This is a genomic window from Shewanella nanhaiensis, assembly GCF_019457885.1.
GTDB lineage: Bacteria > Pseudomonadota > Gammaproteobacteria > Enterobacterales > Shewanellaceae > Shewanella > Shewanella nanhaiensis.
Genome location: NZ_JAHZST010000002.1, coordinates 100,907 through 119,022, shown reverse-complemented (window position 1 = coordinate 119,022; position 18,116 = coordinate 100,907). Strand labels below are relative to the sequence as shown.

General features: G+C 44.4%; 13 protein-coding genes and 1 pseudogene. 11 read left to right on the top strand and 3 right to left on the bottom strand.

Annotated features, from left to right (window positions below):
• Positions 1 to 24 precede the first annotated feature (24 nt).
• The 4 genes from K0625_RS02770 (at position 25) to K0625_RS02755 (ending at position 4,092) form a co-directional block, all read left to right on the top strand.
• On the top strand, positions 25 to 1,089 hold the full coding sequence (locus tag K0625_RS02770; protein ID WP_220108274.1) for a FapB/FapC family functional amyloid domain-containing protein: 1,065 nt from the start codon (positions 25 to 27) through the stop codon (positions 1,087 to 1,089).
• A gap of 55 nt (positions 1,090 to 1,144) precedes the next feature.
• Positions 1,145 to 1,852, top strand: coding sequence for a C39 family peptidase (locus K0625_RS02765; protein ID WP_220108273.1), 708 nt, complete (start codon positions 1,145 to 1,147; stop codon positions 1,850 to 1,852).
• Between the two features lie 8 nt (positions 1,853 to 1,860).
• Positions 1,861 to 2,577 carry a hypothetical protein gene (locus K0625_RS02760; protein ID WP_220108272.1) on the top strand — a complete coding sequence of 239 codons (717 nt, stop codon included), beginning with the start codon at positions 1,861 to 1,863 and terminating at the stop codon, positions 2,575 to 2,577.
• Positions 2,578 to 2,784: 207 nt separating this feature from the next.
• Positions 2,785 to 4,092 (top strand): transporter, encoded by a 1,308-nt coding sequence (locus tag K0625_RS02755; RefSeq protein WP_220108271.1) that lies wholly within the window; start codon positions 2,785 to 2,787, stop codon positions 4,090 to 4,092.
• Between the two features lie 92 nt (positions 4,093 to 4,184).
• Here K0625_RS02755 and K0625_RS02750 read toward each other — a convergent pair whose 3' ends face one another.
• Positions 4,185 to 5,096: a LysR family transcriptional regulator gene (locus K0625_RS02750; protein ID WP_220108270.1), complete on the bottom strand. Its 912-nt coding sequence runs from the start codon at positions 5,094 to 5,096 to the stop codon at positions 4,185 to 4,187.
• Between the two features lie 120 nt (positions 5,097 to 5,216).
• Here K0625_RS02750 and K0625_RS02745 point away from each other — a divergent pair, with 120 nt between their 5' ends.
• The 6 genes and pseudogenes from K0625_RS02745 to K0625_RS02725 all read left to right on the top strand — a co-directional run bounded on the left by K0625_RS02745 (position 5,217) and on the right by K0625_RS02725 (position 15,036).
• Entirely contained in the window at positions 5,217 to 9,773 is a 4,557-nt protein-coding gene (locus K0625_RS02745; RefSeq protein ID WP_220108269.1) for an ATP-binding protein, read from the top strand.
• Between the two features lie 309 nt (positions 9,774 to 10,082).
• Positions 10,083 to 10,481 (top strand): annotated as a pseudogene (locus tag K0625_RS24525) (ATP-dependent zinc protease family protein); the annotation flags it as partial.
• Between the two features lie 84 nt (positions 10,482 to 10,565).
• Positions 10,566 to 11,462, top strand: coding sequence for a 30S ribosomal protein S6--L-glutamate ligase (gene rimK / locus K0625_RS02740; protein WP_232846917.1), 897 nt, complete (start codon positions 10,566 to 10,568; stop codon positions 11,460 to 11,462).
• A 220-nt stretch (positions 11,463 to 11,682) separates the two neighbouring features.
• On the top strand, positions 11,683 to 12,996 hold the full coding sequence (locus K0625_RS02735) for a hypothetical protein (protein ID WP_220108267.1): 1,314 nt from the start codon (positions 11,683 to 11,685) through the stop codon (positions 12,994 to 12,996).
• Between the two features lie 8 nt (positions 12,997 to 13,004).
• Positions 13,005 to 13,418: a hypothetical protein gene (locus tag K0625_RS02730; RefSeq protein WP_232846894.1), complete on the top strand. Its 414-nt coding sequence runs from the start codon at positions 13,005 to 13,007 to the stop codon at positions 13,416 to 13,418.
• Positions 13,405 to 15,036 carry a GGDEF domain-containing protein gene (locus K0625_RS02725; protein WP_220108265.1) on the top strand — a complete coding sequence of 544 codons (1,632 nt, stop codon included), beginning with the start codon at positions 13,405 to 13,407 and terminating at the stop codon, positions 15,034 to 15,036. The genes K0625_RS02730 and K0625_RS02725 overlap by 14 nt, the downstream gene beginning before the upstream one ends.
• 91 nt (positions 15,037 to 15,127) lie before the next feature.
• Here the strand turns inward: K0625_RS02725 and K0625_RS02720 are convergent, their stop codons facing one another.
• On the bottom strand, positions 15,128 to 15,388 hold the full coding sequence (locus K0625_RS02720; protein WP_012326703.1) for a DUF5062 family protein: 261 nt from the start codon (positions 15,386 to 15,388) through the stop codon (positions 15,128 to 15,130).
• A 124-nt stretch (positions 15,389 to 15,512) separates the two neighbouring features.
• Positions 15,513 to 16,538, bottom strand: a complete 1,026-nt coding sequence (locus K0625_RS02715) for an AraC family transcriptional regulator (protein ID WP_220108264.1) — start codon at positions 16,536 to 16,538, stop codon at positions 15,513 to 15,515.
• 171 nt (positions 16,539 to 16,709) lie between these two features.
• On the opposite strand from K0625_RS02715, the gene K0625_RS02710 reads away from it, so the two are divergent.
• On the top strand, positions 16,710 to 18,059 hold the full coding sequence (locus K0625_RS02710; RefSeq protein ID WP_232846893.1) for a hypothetical protein: 1,350 nt from the start codon (positions 16,710 to 16,712) through the stop codon (positions 18,057 to 18,059).
• Positions 18,060 to 18,116: the final 57 nt, after the last annotated feature.

The following is an 18,116-nucleotide window of genomic DNA, read 5'->3' as shown; positions in this document are numbered from 1 at the left end:
TCATCATAAATGGAGATAGAAAAGATGAAAAAACTCACTTTGGTGCTTAGTATAGCTGCCGCAATTAGTGGTTCAACCTTTGTAAATGCAGATGAATATTCAGACAGTGACGTCACGTTGACTAAAACTGTCAATGTTGAAAAAGACTTAAAATATAAAGGTGTTGTCAGGATCAGTGGTCAGATTGAGGCTAATGGTTTGGGAATGGCTGTGGTTGAAAATAACCAGAGCTCCAGTGGAAACATGACAGACAACAGTTATCACGATAATGATAGCTCCATTGGGGAGAATGCATTTAGTGAAGCTACGGGTAATATTGGAGTCAACGTAGCTGCCGGTGATAACAACGTTCAGGCTAATTCAGCCGCATTAGCTTCTATTGATGCCGATTTTGCTTTCGGCTCAGGTGATGCAGAGGTATTTAGTCAACAGACTAGCGTTTACAACGGCGTGTACAATTATGGTTCAACCAATACTGCATCGGTTTCTGGCGCTGCATTTGAAGGCGCTTCAGGTAATATCGGTGTGAACGTGGCATCGGGCAATAACAATGTTCAGGCTAACAATATGGCCCTGTCATCTTATAGCGGAAATCTAGGGGAAGCTTCAGTCTCTAACGTGCAGATGGCGATGGCGAATGGCACTTACAACATGGGGGTCGTACAGGACTCTGTGGAGTATGTTGATGTCAATCTCGCACTTGATGCATCAGGTACCTATGAAGGTACAGCAACTCATACAGGGGCATACTACCCTGAGATCTGGACCGGCAACATTGAACATGATGGTCCAGGTACTGAGCCTTGGGGGCATATCGATATTGATGGCGATAATGCAACCGGTGATGAGCGTTTGACCTTTGCTGAAGAGGGAGATCTAGCGCTCGGTGGTACAGTCAGTGGCCAACTACCTTTCTTTATTCAAACAGTGACCCAGAAAACCAACAATACAGCTTCTATATCCGGAACAGCGTTTGCCGGTGCTAGCGGTAATATTGGTGTGAATATGGCGTCAGGTACCAGTAATCTTCAAGCAAACAGCTTGGCATTAACTGCTATCTCGGCGGCAGGTACCATTATTTCTGAATAATACTCAGGTTAATTTTGGGGGAGTTTACTCCCCCTTTTTAAGGTCAATGATTCAGATGAATATCTTTTTGCAATACACATTAATTGTTGTACTTGTGTCTCTGTTATCTATTCCTATCTTTTCTTTGGTTGCTGCTGAGATGGTACTTGACGGCTTAGTCAAAGGCATGGGGAGTTATAGCAAAGAGATACAGAGTATACGCGAGCGTCGTTTTGAGTATGTGATAGAGCAGAAAACAGACTTTTCATGCGGGGCCGCAAGCCTTGCTAGCATACTTAAGTACGCTTATGGCAACGATGAGATTACGGAGCAGAGTGTATTGCTTGGCATGTTGGAATCCGCTGATATCGATGTGGTTAAACAACAGGGTTTTTCTCTGCTGGATATGAAGCGATACCTGACAGCCCGTGAATTCAGAGGGCGAGGTTATAACATAAGTGATGAGGAGCTGCTGTTACTGAAGATCCCTGCGATTGTACTGTTAAACGACTCAGGCTATCACCATTTTGTGGTGTTAAGACGCGTAGAGGACGGTCTGGTCTATCTGGGGGATCCAGCGTTAGGAAATAGGATAATGGCACTGGATGAGTTTGTTCAGAAGTGGAATCGGGTTGTATTTGTGGTCATTGGTAAAGAGTACGACAAGCAGAACCAGCTGCTGCAACCTCGAGCCAGACTCACTTATCGGGCTCTCTCTACCCATAAGCCATTAACCGATGCGGAGCTAATGGAGTTTGGATTCGCGTATTCAGACATGCTTTAGGAGGAAGGATGAAATATCTATGGATGGCTTGCTTATGTACGGCAGTGGCGGTGCCGCTTGAAGCGTCAGAGTTAAACCTCGATTTTACCAAAAATAAGCTTGAGTTGCCGGATGAAGTGTTGGCGACGATGAGAGGGAAATATACACAAAGTGGGCAGGACTACTATTTTGGCCTGCAGATGCGAACTCAATATCTAACCGCTCAAGGGATCTCCAGACAGGTACAGATGCAGGTGGAGTTAAGTCTGCAGGGTGACTCTCCTGCTGTGATAGTGAGTATAGAGGAACCTGTGACTGTGTCCGATGGATCTTCAGTATCGTTAACCAGTCTTGGTCAACAGACAGGTTTGCAGCAGAAAATTCAGATCGCGGGCGATCAAAACAGAGCACTCAATGATATGGATATCGGTGAAGGTAGGTTGCAAGCCCTTGGAGGAGCTCAGTTCGACATAGGTCAAACCTTGATTAGCGGTGATGGCCATGTGGTGTTCTCAACTCAGCCAGGAGGATTGGGCTATCAGGTGTCGTTGCCTGGCGGAAGTGCGACTCAGGGGGTTGTCATCAATAATGGCAATGGGCAGTTAATACAATCTATTAATATTGGTGGCGCTTTTCATGGTGTGAGTAATCAAGCGATGATCCGCTACCAAGGAGTGGATATTGCGAGCCAACATAATCAATTGATGGCGCAACATATTAACGATCTTATTGTTTTGGGGTTGTAGAAATTTCGAGTGTTAACTCAGGTTAGAGAAAGTACATCGGTAGGAGGTTTAATGAAATTAAAAGGAAAAATTAAGAATGCACAGCCTAGTGCTTAATCAGCTAATAAATATATAAACAACTGATTGCATATAGGCTTTAGAAAATGCCATGAAATATTGAAAAGGCTACTTCAGGGATACTAGAAGCATAGCTAAAGGAATAGTCTGATGAAACTTACAAGGATAAATGCCGGGATTTTAGTTGTTTTTTCACCTCTATGTTTACTCACTAACTTGAGTTTTGCACTGGGGGAGGAAGTGAAAAAAACAGTGACAGAAGAGCAGGAGATAGCTCAGTTAAAACGTCAACTTATTATGCTTAATAAGCAGCTAAAACAGCAACAACAAGCGATAAATCATATTGCCAGACAGGTATTGACCAAAGAGGCCAATTTGAAGGGTGGTGATGTTAATCAAAAGTCAGTGACTAGAGATGCCAGCATTCAGCGGCAGCCTGTAGCCAAAACGCCTGTTAATACCAAGGCTCAAACTGCTTCGAGCCAAAGTTCAACCAAGAAAAAGGCACCAGACAGGGGGCGTAGTACTGAGGATGTGCTTCAGGAGGCCCATAATGTGTTTGATCGTCCTCTTACCGTTGAGACCTCATTTACATACAGTTACTACAGCCGAAAAGATCTGGTATTAAGGGGTTTTTTGGCGCTAGATGCCATCTTTCTTGGCAACCTTAACTTAGACAGGATCCGTTCCAATACGATACAGATGGATTTGGTGACCCGTTACAGTGCAACAGATCGTTGGCAGTTTGAGATGGATATTCCCGTGATGTATCGCTGGAACCAATATGACTCTGTTGGTGAGGGGAACTCAAGTCAGCGCTATGAGACAGCTGAAACTGATGGTGGTGAGATTGGTGATATGAGCGTTGCAGCATACTACCGTTTAGTTAAAGAGGGGAGTGGCTGGCCAGATCTAGTGTGGAACGTCAGGGTCAAGGCGCCTACGGGAAAACACCCTTTCGGCATTCCGCTAGCGTCATCTCCAACTGCTAACTTGACTTATCCAACTGAAATAGCGACTGGTTCTGGAGTTTGGGGGATCTCCACAGGATTTAGTATTGCTAAGACCTATGATCCTGCCATCGTCTTCTTCAACCTCAATTATGGTTGGTCTCTGCCTGGTGAGTTTGGTGATCTGTCTGGACTTGAGGGGAACTCTCCCGGTGAGATAGATCTGGGGGATTATATCGACTATAGCGTAGGTTTGGCCTTTGCCGTGTCAGAGAAGATGAGTTTAGGTATGAGCTTTAATCAAAGGTTTTACTCTAAAACAAAACAGAGGACACAAGGATTTGCTTGGGAAGATATTCCACGCTCAGATACCAATACCGCGACCTTAGGTATCGGGGCTACATTGGCATTGAGTGATTCACTCTCTATGGTGACTAACATAGGTGCTGGTTTAACCGAAGACTCTCCCGATTATCAGGTGAGTTTACGCTTCCCATATCGATTTTAGAGACTTTGGCATTTTCGTCTCAGGCGCACTAGTTTGTTGCGTCTTTTTTGTATCAGCTATCTATGGGATAAGAGTGTTTGTAGGAGCAGGTATCAGATCATTAACGACTGCAGTGATTCATGGCTATTGAAACGTTTGGTAAAAAAGTCGAGAAAAACACTGATATTAGCAGCCAGCTGTCGCCTGCTCGAATAAACGCCATAGACCTTAATTGGCTCAATTGGCCACTCTTGCAGTAAGGGAACCAGCGAGCCACTGGCGAGCTCATTTTTACACACAGAGTTAGATAGCATGGCGATGCCAAAATCATCCAGAACCAACTGCTTGACCATGACTGCACTATTTACCCTGACTTTACGCTTAAAGCTGACCATGGTTTTTCTAGCGCCTTTACCCAGAGGCCAGATTGGTGCCGAGCGTGAAGTACCCAATAAGATACCGCTATGCTCCATCAACTCTTGTGGTGTTGCAGGTGTGCCGTTGGCTTTTAGGTAACCTGGGCTGGCAACCAGAATAGGCTGTCGCTCTAGAAGTAAGCGTGCCACCAGATCGGATGATTGCAGTGGTCCATACTTAATTGCAATGTCGTAACCTTCACCTACCAGTCCCACCTCTCTGTCGGTAAACTGCACATCTAATTCGATATTTGGGTAAAGGCGCATAAAGCTACTACACAGATTGGCAATCAGCTCCTGACTGAATGAGACAGGGATCGCCACCCTCAATGAGCCAGATACATCATTATGGGTATTTTCAATGGTGGCCTTAGCAGCTTCAATCTCATCACTGATGCTAGTACAGTGCTGAAAAAAGAGTGCGCCTACCTGAGTGAGACTCAAATTTCGAGTGTCTCGCTGCAGTAATCTGACTCCAAGCTGCTCCTCTAACTGAGCAACCTTACGACTTATGGTTGATTTTGGCATGCCGATTTCACGGGCGGCTTGAGAGAAGCCTTTGGCTCTAACAACCGCTGCAAACAGCATCATACCGTTAAGATCTGGCATATTTTTGTCACTGTCTCAAATATGGAACAAAGCGTCTAGGCTAGTTTAATGGTATTTGACACCTTAACAAAGTTATATTTATTAGCTAAAAATTTTAGAGGCTAAGCAGAGGATCAATTGATGACCAGCAACAATAAGCCCACAAACATGACTCAAGCTCAATCAGCCGATCCGCTTTTTCTGAAAGCTGAGCACCTGTCACAAGACTTTTCACTGTTTCCTGAGCACAGTAAACAGAGTTTATCTGAAGAGATTAAAGGTCTCTTAGATGACGAAGCTATCCAGTCAAATCTTAAAGAACTGGAGCAGCTAGATGTAGATGGTTATGTCGCGCGCGTGATACAACCTACATTGGATAAGAGCCGCCTTGGCGCTAAGCGCGTCATTGCTGACCTTAAAGGCAAGTTGATTGCCGAAACTCATATGGGCCCATTTTACAGTGCTGAAATTGAACTTAATTTCGGAACTCGTACCCGCCGCTTAGGCTTTATTGCCCAAGAGCGTACAACGGGTAATGGTGCTTGGTTGCCAGAGCATCACCTCGCAGCTTGTAAGGCTATCCGTCAGTATGCTGAATTGGCGATGCCGATTATTTACCTTATCGACACCCCCGGTGCCGATGCCGGTGAGATTGCCAACAGCCAGAACCAAGCACACAGTATCTCTAAAGCGATTGCTGAGAGTGCTAACGTTGACGTACCGACAGTCGGTATCGTGATTGGTGCTGGTTACTCTGGTGGCGCTATCCCATTAGCAGCAGCTAACATTCTACTTTCACTACGTGACGGTATCTTCAACACCATTCAGCCACAGGGTTTGCAGAGCATTGCTCGTAAGTACAACCTCTCTTGGCAGGAGTGTGCTAAGTCTGTTGGTGTATCACCTGAAGAGCTATACACATCAGGTTGTATCGACGGCATTATCGATTTCTCTCCATCAGATAAAGATGAGCGTCAACATAACCTACGCCGTGCAATCATCAGCAGTGTTGAAGCTGTAGAGCAGGCGGCTATTCAGTTTGTGCGTGAGTCTGACGACCTACGTGAACACTATGATCGTAGTTTAGGTCGCTTCCTAAGCCCCTCTAAAAATCTAGCGGCGCTAGAGGATCATGCTGAGCTGGCTGTAGCGAATAACCCGACGATGCACCTTAACCTGTTTGGTAGTGCATATCGTTACTTGCGTTATCTGACGCTACGTAGCCGTATTCACTCTATCTCTCAAGAGCAGTATGGCCGCTTGTCTAAAGTCAGTGTGCCTGAAGGCGATCTATTAGCGCGTATTCAGCAGGAGCAAGATCGAGTCTTCCAGTCTTGGTTATCAAGCCCAGATAAACTGGTTTACGATGAAGAGCTAAATAAGCTGTGGGGCAACTTTACTGCTAAGCGTGATGAGGTTTCTACAGAGCGTAACATGCTGACTCGTTTGATTTTGGGTGAGCCAAAAGAGAACTACAAGAAAGCACGTAAGGCGCTGTTATTTAACATTGGTTGGTCTCTATACCACCGCTGGAAAGGCAACGCTGAGAACAACTTTAAAGGGCTTATCCAGTACCTTGAAACCTTGCCACCTGAAGTCACTCAAGCCGATTGGCCAGAGCTGAACCAGCTGACTGTACTTGATGTGGTTATTCACGACGAGTTACGTGAAGACTTTATCTGGCAGTGTTACAACATTCTTATCTTTAACGCACTTTATGACAATGTTGTGGGTAACTTAGCGTCAATCGCTAAGGAAGCCATGATGTCTAAGAGCTTGTCTCGCGCATCTGTCGATAACTTGCTTCATGATTCTATCGACCGTGCGATTTCGACTCAAGATACGGCTAACGATAAGGGTAAGTTCTACAAGTGGCTGAAGTTCTTTATGTCTCAGTCAAATCGTGCAGAGCTACTTACTAAAACTGAGCAGTGGAAGAGTGTTGGTTTCCCTCAGTTAAATGACAGTCTGTTCGTTATCTTGACCTACTTCTTTGAGCGCTTACTGCCTGAGTATTTCGACAGTGAAAGCGAAGACAATGAGTATACAGGTGCTATCAACCCTGTGCGTATCGGTCGTCGTAAAGATTTCTGGAACCGTCTCACCATGGGCTATCAGGATCTGTTGATCCAGAAAGTGCTACGTGATGAGAAGCGCAGCGGTAAGATGAGTTGGGAAAATATCACCAACAAGTTCTTCACCGATTTTGAAGAGATTAATGGCGACAAGATGTCTGCCAACTTGCTTAATTTCCCAGGTTTTAGACTCTCTATTGAAGATGCACTGGATAAAGGTATCCGTCCTTGTGGTCTTATCACAGGTATGGCTGATTTTGAGCAAGATGGTCAGCAGATGAAAGTCGGTGTAGCGGTATCAAACACGGCATTCCAGGCGGGTGCATTCGATATGGCCAGTGCCGAGAAGTTCTCTGCACTGCTAATTGAGTGTGCTAAGCGTAAGCTGCCTGTTATCTGTTTTATCAGCTCAGGTGGTATGCAGACGAAAGAGGGGGCGGCAGCGCTATTCTCTATGGCTGTGGTAAACGATCGTATCACACGCTTTATTCGTGACAATGAGCTTCCAGTTCTGATGTTTGGTTATGGTGACTGTACTGGTGGTGCACAGGCGAGCTTTGTGACTCACCCACTTGTGCAAACTTACTACCTGTCTGGTACTAACATGCCTTTTGCAGGCCAAATGGTTGTTCCTGCGTACCTGCCATCGACTGCAACTCTGTCTAACTACTTGTCAAAAGTGCCTGGTGCGATGAATGCGCTAGTGACTAACCCGTTTAGTGACACCATTGATGAGCAGCTAGCGGGAATCGATCCGCTTATGCCTAAACCAACGGCGAAGATTGAAGAGGTGATCACCAAAGCGTTATCAACCTTAGTGCCTGAGATGTTGGTGGCCGATGAAGAGATTGTCCAAGACGATCCTCGTCAGCTAATGAAGCCTATCAACAAGGTACTGGTTCATGCTCGTGGTTGTACTGCGGTTAAACTTATCCGCAAGGCACATGACAACGACATCAATGTCGTGCTGGTTGCATCGGATCCGGATATGACCTCAGTACCTGCCGATATGCTTAAAGATCACGATAAGCTTGTCTGTATCGGGGGTAACACTTCAGATGAGAGTTACCTAAACGCATACTCAGTACTGAAAGTTGCTGAATATGAGAATGTAGATGCACTTCACCCTGGTATTGGATTCCTCTCTGAGAGTCCGCAGTTTGCTGCTTTGTGTGTTAACAATGGCGTTAACTTCGTTGGACCAAGTGTTCACTCGATGACGACCATGGGTAACAAGTCGAACGCAATTAAGACCTCCCAAGCCAACGGTGTTCCAGTTGTTCCAGGCAGTCACGGTATCCTGACTAATGCTGAGCAAGCGGTAAACGTAGCCAATGAGATTGGTTATCCTGTACTGCTTAAAGCGGTACAAGGTGGTGGCGGTAAAGGTATTCAGGTTGTTGAACGTCCAGGAGACATGATAAGCCTGTTCCAGCAGACCTCTACCGAAGCTGCTGCAGCATTTGGTAATGGCGACCTTTACCTTGAAAAATATGTCACTTCACTGCGTCACATAGAGGTTCAGTTGCTTCGTGACCAGTTTGGTAACACTAAGGTATTGGGTATTCGTGACTGTTCAGTTCAGCGTAATAACCAAAAGGTTGTTGAAGAGTCAGGCTCGACTATGTTGCCTGAAGAGCTGAAAGAGAAGGTACTTGAGTATACTCGTGCACTAGGTAACGCGACTGATTACATGGGGGCTGGTACTGTTGAGTTTATCTATAACTTAGACGCGAATGAAGTCTACTTTATGGAGATGAACACTCGATTACAGGTTGAACATCCAGTAACCGAAGCGACCTCTTGCATCGACATCGTAAGCGCTGGTTTTGATATTGCTGCGGGTCGTTCAATTGAAGACTTAGAGCCACAAGATAAAGGCTATGCGATTGAAGTGCGTGTGACGGCTGAGAAAGCGGCACTGGATAGCAACGGTATTTTACAGTTGCTACCACATCCTGGTTTGATCACTGAGTATGTGATGCCAGAGCGTGATGATATCGAAATTATCTCTATTGCTGGCGAAGGTAAAGAGGTATCACCTTATTACGATAGCCTAATTGCGCAGATAATCTGTCGTGGTGAAAGCCGTGAAGATGTGATCACTAAGCTGCATGACTACTTAGCAAACAGTGTGGTTATTAAGGGGATTGCAACGAATATCCCACTACTGACCCGTATCTTGAAAGACGGTACATTCAACGAAGGTGTGTATGACACTAACTACCTACCTCGTTTGATGGCTGAGCTAGATATTCCTGAACTGATAGCTGAGATGGAAGCGGCGGCAGAAACTGTGGGTGTTGATACTGCATCACTGCGTGTTGGTGAGAGTAATGAGCTTAAAGTGATGGCACAAGGTGCAGGTATCTTCTACACCTCTCCAGCGCCAGGTGAGGCTGATTTTGTTAAAGAGGGTGACATTGTCACTGCGGATCAGACTTTAGCGTTGACAGAAGCGATGAAGATGTTCTCTCAGCTCAACCTTGCTGGTTATAACCGTAAAGACGCTGTGCTTTATCCTGAAGATAAGAAATACCGTATCGAACGAGTGCTAAACAGCAATGGTCAGCAAGTCTCACAAGGTGATCTGCTGTTTGTTGTATCGCCTGTAGATGCTTAATCTTAAGTAGGTCTAGTTTAGCGGGCTTAGCTTTGGTTAAATTAGCTGCAACTTAAGTATTAACTAATAAAAATACCTATCACTTTGATAGGTATTTTTTTGCCTGAAGCTGAACAAATTGGTCGTTTTTAGAGCAAAAAAAAGTACTAGCAATAGAAAAAGTAATGGGTAGGCTGGCTTTTTAGGTATGTTTAACTAGCTAACCTAATGAAAATAATCAATTTAAATATATTAGAAATAATATCTTTGTAAAAATAGAAAACAGGTGTACTTTCTCGTTTTAATTAATCTATTCATGTAGCAAAAAATATGAGTAATAAAATCATTGTCGGTAGTGAAGAGTGGTGCGCTTTACCTGGTTTAGGTATTAAAGCGATTAAGGCCCGTGTCGATTCCGGAGCTAAAACATCATCTATCCACGCAATCAATATCTCAACCTCTAAGCGCGAAGATGGCACTTGGGTGAGTTACGAAGTTCACCCTCTGCAGGGTGGCCGTAAAGTTGCCTTACAGTGTGAGTCAAAACTTATCGATCGTCGTGTGATCAAGAGTTCCAATGGCGAAACAGAGAAGCGCTATGTTGTACGCGAACAGCTACAACTTGGTGAGCAGAGTTGGGAGATTGAGCTGACTTTGACTAACCGTGCCAACATGGGATATCGCATGTTGTTGGGCCGTGAAGCTATGGGCAGTAAGATCTTAGTCGATCCTTCGACCACTTGCTGTTTAGGTGAGATGAGCGACGATGAAGCTAAAGAGCTGTATGGCCATATAGAGGTTCCTCGCAGTGGATTGAAGATAGGTTTACTTGCTAGTAATCCAAACTTATACAGTAACCAGCGCATTATTGAAGCTGGCCAGCAACGTGGTCACGAGATGTACTTCCTTAATGTGAAGCAGTGCTATATGAAGTTAGATGCATCTCAACCTGAGGTTCACTACCGTGATGGTCGGATCTTAAATGATCTTGATGCTGTTATTCCACGTATTCGCCCAAGTATGACGTTTTACGGCTGTGCACTGACTCGCCACTTTGAGAGTTTAGGTGTGATGGCATTGAATACCTCTGAAGCGATCACTCGCTCTAGAGATAAGCTGTTCTCTCTACAGTTACTGCAGAAGAATAACTTAGATATTCCGACCAGTGGTTTTGCAAACTCGCCAGCGGACACAACCGATCTGATTGATATGGTTGGTGGGGCTCCTCTGATTGTTAAGCTACTTGAGGGAACCCAAGGTAAAGGCGTCGTGCTTGCCGAAACCCGAAAAGCGGCGGAGAGTGTGATCAATGCATTTAAATCTCTGAAGGCTAACTTGTTGGTTCAAGAGTTTATCAAGGAAGCACAAGGTAAAGATCTGCGCTGTTTTGTTATCGACGGCAAAATTGTTGCGTCGATTGAGCGTACTGCGGCGCCGGGTGAGTTTAGAGCTAATATTCACCAAGGTGGTACTGCTTCATTGGTTCAGATCTCTCCAGAGGAGAGAAAGCTTGCAATTAAAGCGGCTAAAACCATGGGGTTAGAAGTTGCTGGTGTCGATATCATCCGTTCAAGTAAAGGTCCTTTGTTGCTAGAGATTAACTCTTCACCTGGACTTGAGGGCATCGAAACTGCGACTGGTATTGATGTTGCCTCAGCGATGATTGACTCTATTGAGAAAAGATTGGGCTGGAAAAAAGAGACAGCTTAAATAGTAAAAGCTAACTAAATGGAAGCAGCGGTTGAGATACCTTCTCACTGCTGCTTTTTTGTTTTTAGCTCCTCAGTTTTACCCTGCGAATAATCCCAATGAGTTTTCAAACTATTTAGCTTCATACATTGCTGATTTAGAGGTAGATGTTCTACGTTTAATAGAGGCGGTGAAAGTTTGAGTTTAATGGTTACAGCTTTTGAGCGAATGAACCCAGGGGATGAATATCAAATCTTATATTGCAAAGGTATGGTTAGCTAGGGGATGGATACTCTCTTTATCTCTAACGCTATCTTTGGCACCTATTGACTCACTTCACGCAGGAGAGTCTGAGTTTGACCTGACTTTTAGCGGTTTTGGGACATTAGGTGTGGTTCATAACAGTAATGATGCACTTAAATTTCATAGTGAATTAACCGTTAAACCAGCCAATAATACCTACTCATTTAATGCCGACTCCCTGCTAGGTTTACAACTCAATGCAAGGCTTCCTAAACGCTTCGATGCAGTGGCTCAAGTGGTTATTAAAGATAGAATAAGCAGCGAAGCGATAGATAGTCTGGAGCTACTGTTTCTGCGCTACCGTCCTAGTCGTCACTGGGCATTAAGGGTCGGTCGGACCAGCTCAGATCTTTATATGCTCTCAGAATATAGAAATGTAGGTTATGCCTACTTATGGGCTAGGCCTGTTACAGAGTTTTATGAGCTCTCTACTTCAATAGCTAAAATTGATGGTGTCGATGTCAGTTATGTTGCTAATTTTGGCGATGGGGTATGGGAGAATAAGTTAGCGTATGGCCAATCGCACTCAGTGCTGAGCGCAAATGCTAATCAATTTGAAATTGATCTTAACAATGTTGTTGTTTTCACCTCGATATTTACTCAGGCTCCTTGGTTGTTCAGGCTAGCGATAACAGATGCTGAAGTTGATGAGGTTGATTTTGTCACTCAAGATCTTGTGGAGGGGTTGAGGGCGCTGCCGAGTCAGCTTTGGCCTGATGCTGCCAGTATCTCTAATGTTTTAGATGGGCCTAAAAAAGGGATTCAGTACTATGCATTAGGTTTGCAATATGACAGTGATAGATGGGTTGTTCAGTCTGAATTTAGTTTAACAGAATCTGACTGGGGAATAGTTCCACCTTACTATAGTGGTTATTTAAGTGTTGGATATCGTTTTGATAATCTTACTTTTTACTCTGTAGCCTCCTACTTAAATAACCTTGACGATCCAATATCATTTAAACCACCTCAGCTTCCTGTTCAGTTGCTTTCACCTGAAGTTGTTAGCCAGATCAATGGGCTATATCAAGGTTCACAGTTTGCTGTGAATGCGGTAAGGGGTGAACAAAGATCCTACAGTTTAGGCGTCAGGTGGGATCTGTACCCTAACACTAGCCTTAAGTTTCAATGGGATCACACAAAGGTCGATATGGCGGGTAATGTGCTATGGACTAAGCCAAACTCAATGCCGCAGCTTCAAGATGAAAAGATCAACCTCTTTTCACTCAACTTCAGTTTTATCTTTAGCCTATGAAATGCTTAATGGTGTTACTTACCCTGATTAGCTTATTGCCCACTGTGGTAGCCGAAGAGCTGTTGGTTGTGGTCAGCGAGAGTAGTCGGGTTGAGTCCCTCACAAAGGGGGAAGTGGTGGACCTCTTTATGGGCCGTTATGTCACCTTTCCAAATGGTGATAAAGCTAAAGTGTTTGATCTGGCATCTAAATCAAGAACAAAGGGACAATTTTATAAACTTCTGGTGAATAGAACAGAGGCTCAAGTGAATGCTTATTGGGCTAGGCTACTCTTTTCTGGCAGAAGTGTTCCTCCTGAGGAAGCTGATTCACCAGAGGCATTAATTACGCAGATCAAACAAACAGATTTGGCGATTGGTTATATCTCCAGTCAAGACCTAACAGAAGGTTTGAAGGTGGTTTACCGTTTTGAGGCGTTTTAGTCGTAAGCTCTACTTTAAAGTTGCAGCTGCTATTGCCGTAGGAGCTGCAATTATTGCTGCCTTAAGCTCCTTTGCATTTTATTTTGGTGAAGTGACTAGAATTGAGGAGCGAGCCAGAGCTGACATTCATCAGCTGGTGAAAACGGTCGAGAAGACAGCGACTATTGCTGTTTATGTCCAAGATCAGGAGCTGGCTAAAGAGATTATTACTGGTTTGATGATGAATGATCTTGTTGCTGCCGTTGAGTTGATGAGCATTGCTGGGTTTTCTCTGGATTCAGGTTCAGGCTCACTGTTAAATTTAGATCATGTTGAAAAGATAAAGCTCTTTCATCCCTTTAATGAGACAGAACAGATAGGTGAGTTAAAGTTGTTAGCTGATGAGGTGTTTATTAACCACAACGCTAAAGGCTCTGCGGTTAACCAAGCTCAGATGCTAGCCCTGTTAACGGTCACAACAGCCCTTCTTGTTTCTCTTATTGTACATCAAACGTTAACCTCTCCACTCAATGAGATCACCGACAAATTTGAAGAGGTAGAGCCTGGAAAAGATATAGAGATTAAGGTTCCTAGATTCCATCACGGTGATGAGATTGGCAGTCTTGCTAAAGGGATAAACCGACTTATCTCTTCATTGAATCGTTCTATCGAGTCAGAGCGAGATATGAGGGAGAAAACAGAGGTCTTGGAGAAGAAATTTAGGCTGATCTTTGAGCAGGCTAGCGCTGGGATCTGTTTAATCGATGGCAACAACTTGCTTGTTACCGCCAATCCAGCCTTTCAGAATATTCTTTTAAAAACTCACTCCATTTCAGATGCGATAGGCTTAAAGCTAACTGATTGGTTTCATGAGCAAGAGCAGTTGGAGGAGTTTCTTTTAAAAATCCGCCATGACCATAATTTGGACACAGTTGCTCTGGATTTAAAGTTGAAAACCCAGGCCAATAGCCGTGACTGTTGGGTGCACTGCTTATTTTCAAAAGTGATGGATAGCGATAAGGAGAGTGGGCTTATCATCGAGGTCTTAATGTATGATGTGACTGAGAGGACAGAGAGAGAGGTGAGCACACGCTTTGAGGCTGATCATGATGCACTAACTCATTTGAAAAATAGGCGTGCTGGTGAGCGGTTATTGAGGTCTTTATTTAATAGAGCAAGCGAGAACAGTGAGATGGCAGTGATCCTGAATATCGATCTGGATAAGTTTAAAGCCGTTAATGATATCCATGGCCATGAAGCGGGAGATTCGGTGCTCGTTGAGGTCGGTAAGCGATTAATGTCTCTGTTTAGAAATGATGATATCTGCATCCGCTGGGGGGGGGATGAGTTTGTTGTTGGTTGCTACTTTGATACAAGCCGACTTGAAGACAGAGGTGAAGCTGCAATAGCGTCCTTGGGGGAAAAGTTGGTCAAGACAATGAGCCAACATTTCTCTTTATCTGATGATGTGACGATAGAGATGGGGGCCAGTGTTGGTATCTCAGTTTACCCTCAACATGGTCGTGATTTAGAGCGTTTATTGACGGTAGCAGATCTAGCCATGTATCAGTCAAAACAAGCAGGAAGGAATCAGTACAGCATCTACCAGCCAGAGCTGCCAGCTCAAAATCTAAGTTAACAAAACTCAATAAGAGATAAGGAGCAAGCGCTGTAGGAGTGGTGCTATATCGAAGGGATACGGCAATCCCCCCACACTTTAGACTGAACCACTAGTTTAATAGCTCATGATCTGCAGGCAGTTGACGAGTGATCCATAAGATCAGCTTATGTTTCATATTTGGCCCATCTTCTTTATCTTTTGCCAGAGGTTGGATCAGTTTATCTGTCACCAGTAAACGGTAGATACACTCTACCTTATCTTTAGGTGAGATCCCCTTGTCGAAATCGGCGAACCCTCTTTTCTTTGCGTAGCCTACACCAATCTCCATCGCGAGTTTTAACAGTTGCGGATCGTGCTTACCTTGTTTCATATAAGGCTCCTTAATTGGCGTTTTAATCAAATTACCTTAATTCGATGAGATAGCAATAGTGATAATATCGATTGTTGAACGAGATGGTTATTAAATAAACACCTTATAGCGTAGAGATTAAAAGTTACTTCTGTTTACGGTATTGGAGGGGAGATTGCTGGTACCAGCGTTTAAATGCACGGGTGAAATTACTTGGATCTTTGAAGCCTAATCGAAAAGATATCTCAATAATTGCAACTTCAGAATTAAGTATGTACTTCAATGCTAGCTCTTTGCGGATGCGATCTAACAGTTCACTGAAGCTGGTCTGCTCATGTTTTAGCTTTCGCTGGAGGTTTCGACTGCTCATGTGGAATGTTTTAGCTATGCTTTCTCGCTCTGGATTACCAAGACTCATGGCGATAACAATCTCTTTAGTAACCTTGCTGCTGAAGGATTGAGTCGAGAGCTGAGCTAAGTACTCCTCAACGGCAAGATCATTTTTCAGTGCTAGCGCCCTGTTAGCTGAGGGAAATGGGATGTTAAGTGCTTCATTGGTAAAGTAGATACGATTAGCATCAGCATTGAATTCAATTGGACAGAGAAATAGCGAGTGGAAGGGACTAGGATCTGAGGGAGAGGATCGCTCAAGTTCGAGTTTGCTTGGTTGCAGTTCTCCAAGACTTATCTGTAGCGACATAGAGAGGTTTGTCGCCATAAAGGCATCTATCGCTTCATCAGCATAGTGTTTTTCGGGTAAACGGATAAAGCAGAGTGCAGACTCTTTTTCTCCTCGCTCGATTTTCATCTCTAGCACATTACTGATGATCTCATAGTAGCGTTTTACCCGCTCCCAAGCATCAAGCAGAGATTCACTGACCAGCAGCGAAAAACTTAAAGCATTAAAGCTGGTTGGCTGAACAAAATTAGCCACCTTTAGCCCTATGGACTCATCTCCGGTCGTCACCACCGCTAGATGCCAAAGTTGTGTGACTAGCTTTGTTGGTATGCGGGCATTGGGGTCTTGAAGTAGTGTGGGGTTAATACCAACTTGTTGCAGCAGCTCGCCACTTTCAACGCCGTAGCTGTCTATGGTTCGACAGATAGCAAGGGCCCAGGAAGATAAGGTGGTTGCCTCAGCTGGTACGGTGAACTTGTCTTCTAAAGTCATAAACCTGTCCCGATGTAACCATTAATTCACTCCCAGATAAGCTAGGTTACAAATAAATAGGCTTGATCTCAAACCTGCTCAGATAGTTTTGTAACAGAGTGCTGATTTAGTTGTACCTGTAGGGGCAAGCTTAATAAAAAATGATAAATAGAAGGGGAAGGGTGTATGGGTATGAATAGCTTAAATTGGTTAGGAGGAAAGCGCTTTATGCTTGCTGTCATCAGCGCTTCTTTATCAGCACTGTTGCTTAGTGGTTGTGATGATGCCACTGAAGAGGTGGTTCAAAAGGAGGTGACACTGAGTCCATGTTTTTGGGTAGGGCCTTACAATATTGATCATCCCGAGCGTAACTTTGCCTACCCAGATACTGGTGCTAACTACTGGCATGCGGGCTACAAACTGCCTAGTGGTGCCAAGTTAACCCTCAATGGCCAGTATCCTTATGCTAGGTATATGTCGCTAAACAGTTATCGTCTAGATACTTCTCCGGCATCATCTTTAACCGATCAGAACATAGTGCCAGATCTGGGATCGTTTAATCCCTATCTGCAGGGAGCAGAACGTCAACTTAGTCCAAGAGATTTTACCATTGAGATAGCCCAAGGCGAACCTGATGGAGAGGGGGCCCCAAATACTCTCTATGACTATGTTAATTCGGGTGATAAGTCGGTACTGCTTTATCGTATCTATGTCACTGATGAGGGCCGTGATGGGCTTGGAGATGTGCCACTTCCCGCTGTTGAATTGACCCTTGAGTCAGGAGAGGTGCTTGTGGGTGAGCAGGCATGTAGTGCCCTGCAGGTTGATACCGATAATTTATCTATTCCTCTAGTTCCTGCACAAACTTATCAGCAGGTAAGGGCTAACCCCGCGGTAGAACCTGCTCACAACCCTGCTGTTTGGAGAGCGGCTTACAATGGCACATTTGGTTTTCAATGCGCCTTTTTAGGTCGCTGTGACGGTATGCCTGAGCGGCAGGTGACCTTTTATGCCAATGCCGATAATCAATATGTCAGTACATTTCTGAACAATGATTTTGGTGCGGTGGCAGTGACAAGAGGAAAGCTCCCATCTGTTCCTAGAACGTTAACATCAGTGCCAACTTATGATGAGAGAGACTCTCAGCTAAGGTACTGGTCTATATGTCAAAATGAGTATTACTCTCAGGCCGTTACTGCTTGTCTGTTTGATGAGGAGTTAACGCTGGATGAGGATGGTTACTACACTGTTGTGACGAGTCTATTAGCCGATAAACCGACTAACGCGACAAATGAGTGCGGGCATAACTACCTGCCTTGGACTGAGCAAGGTGATGGATTTGGGCGTGTAATTGAGGGTGGAGAAAACCGTTTGAATGAGGCGCTGCTTATCGTCAGAAATATGCTGCCGAAAGAGGACTTTCCCCAAGCGATTCAAAATACTTCCATGCCAGGCGATGAATACGCTGTAATGGGGGATTACCTGCCAACGACAGAGTATATGTCGACAGAAGAGTTTGAGAGCTTAGGTTGCAGTCAATAAAGAGATTAAGCTAAATAAAAAACCACCTGAAAAGGTGGTTTTTTATTAACAGTTTAC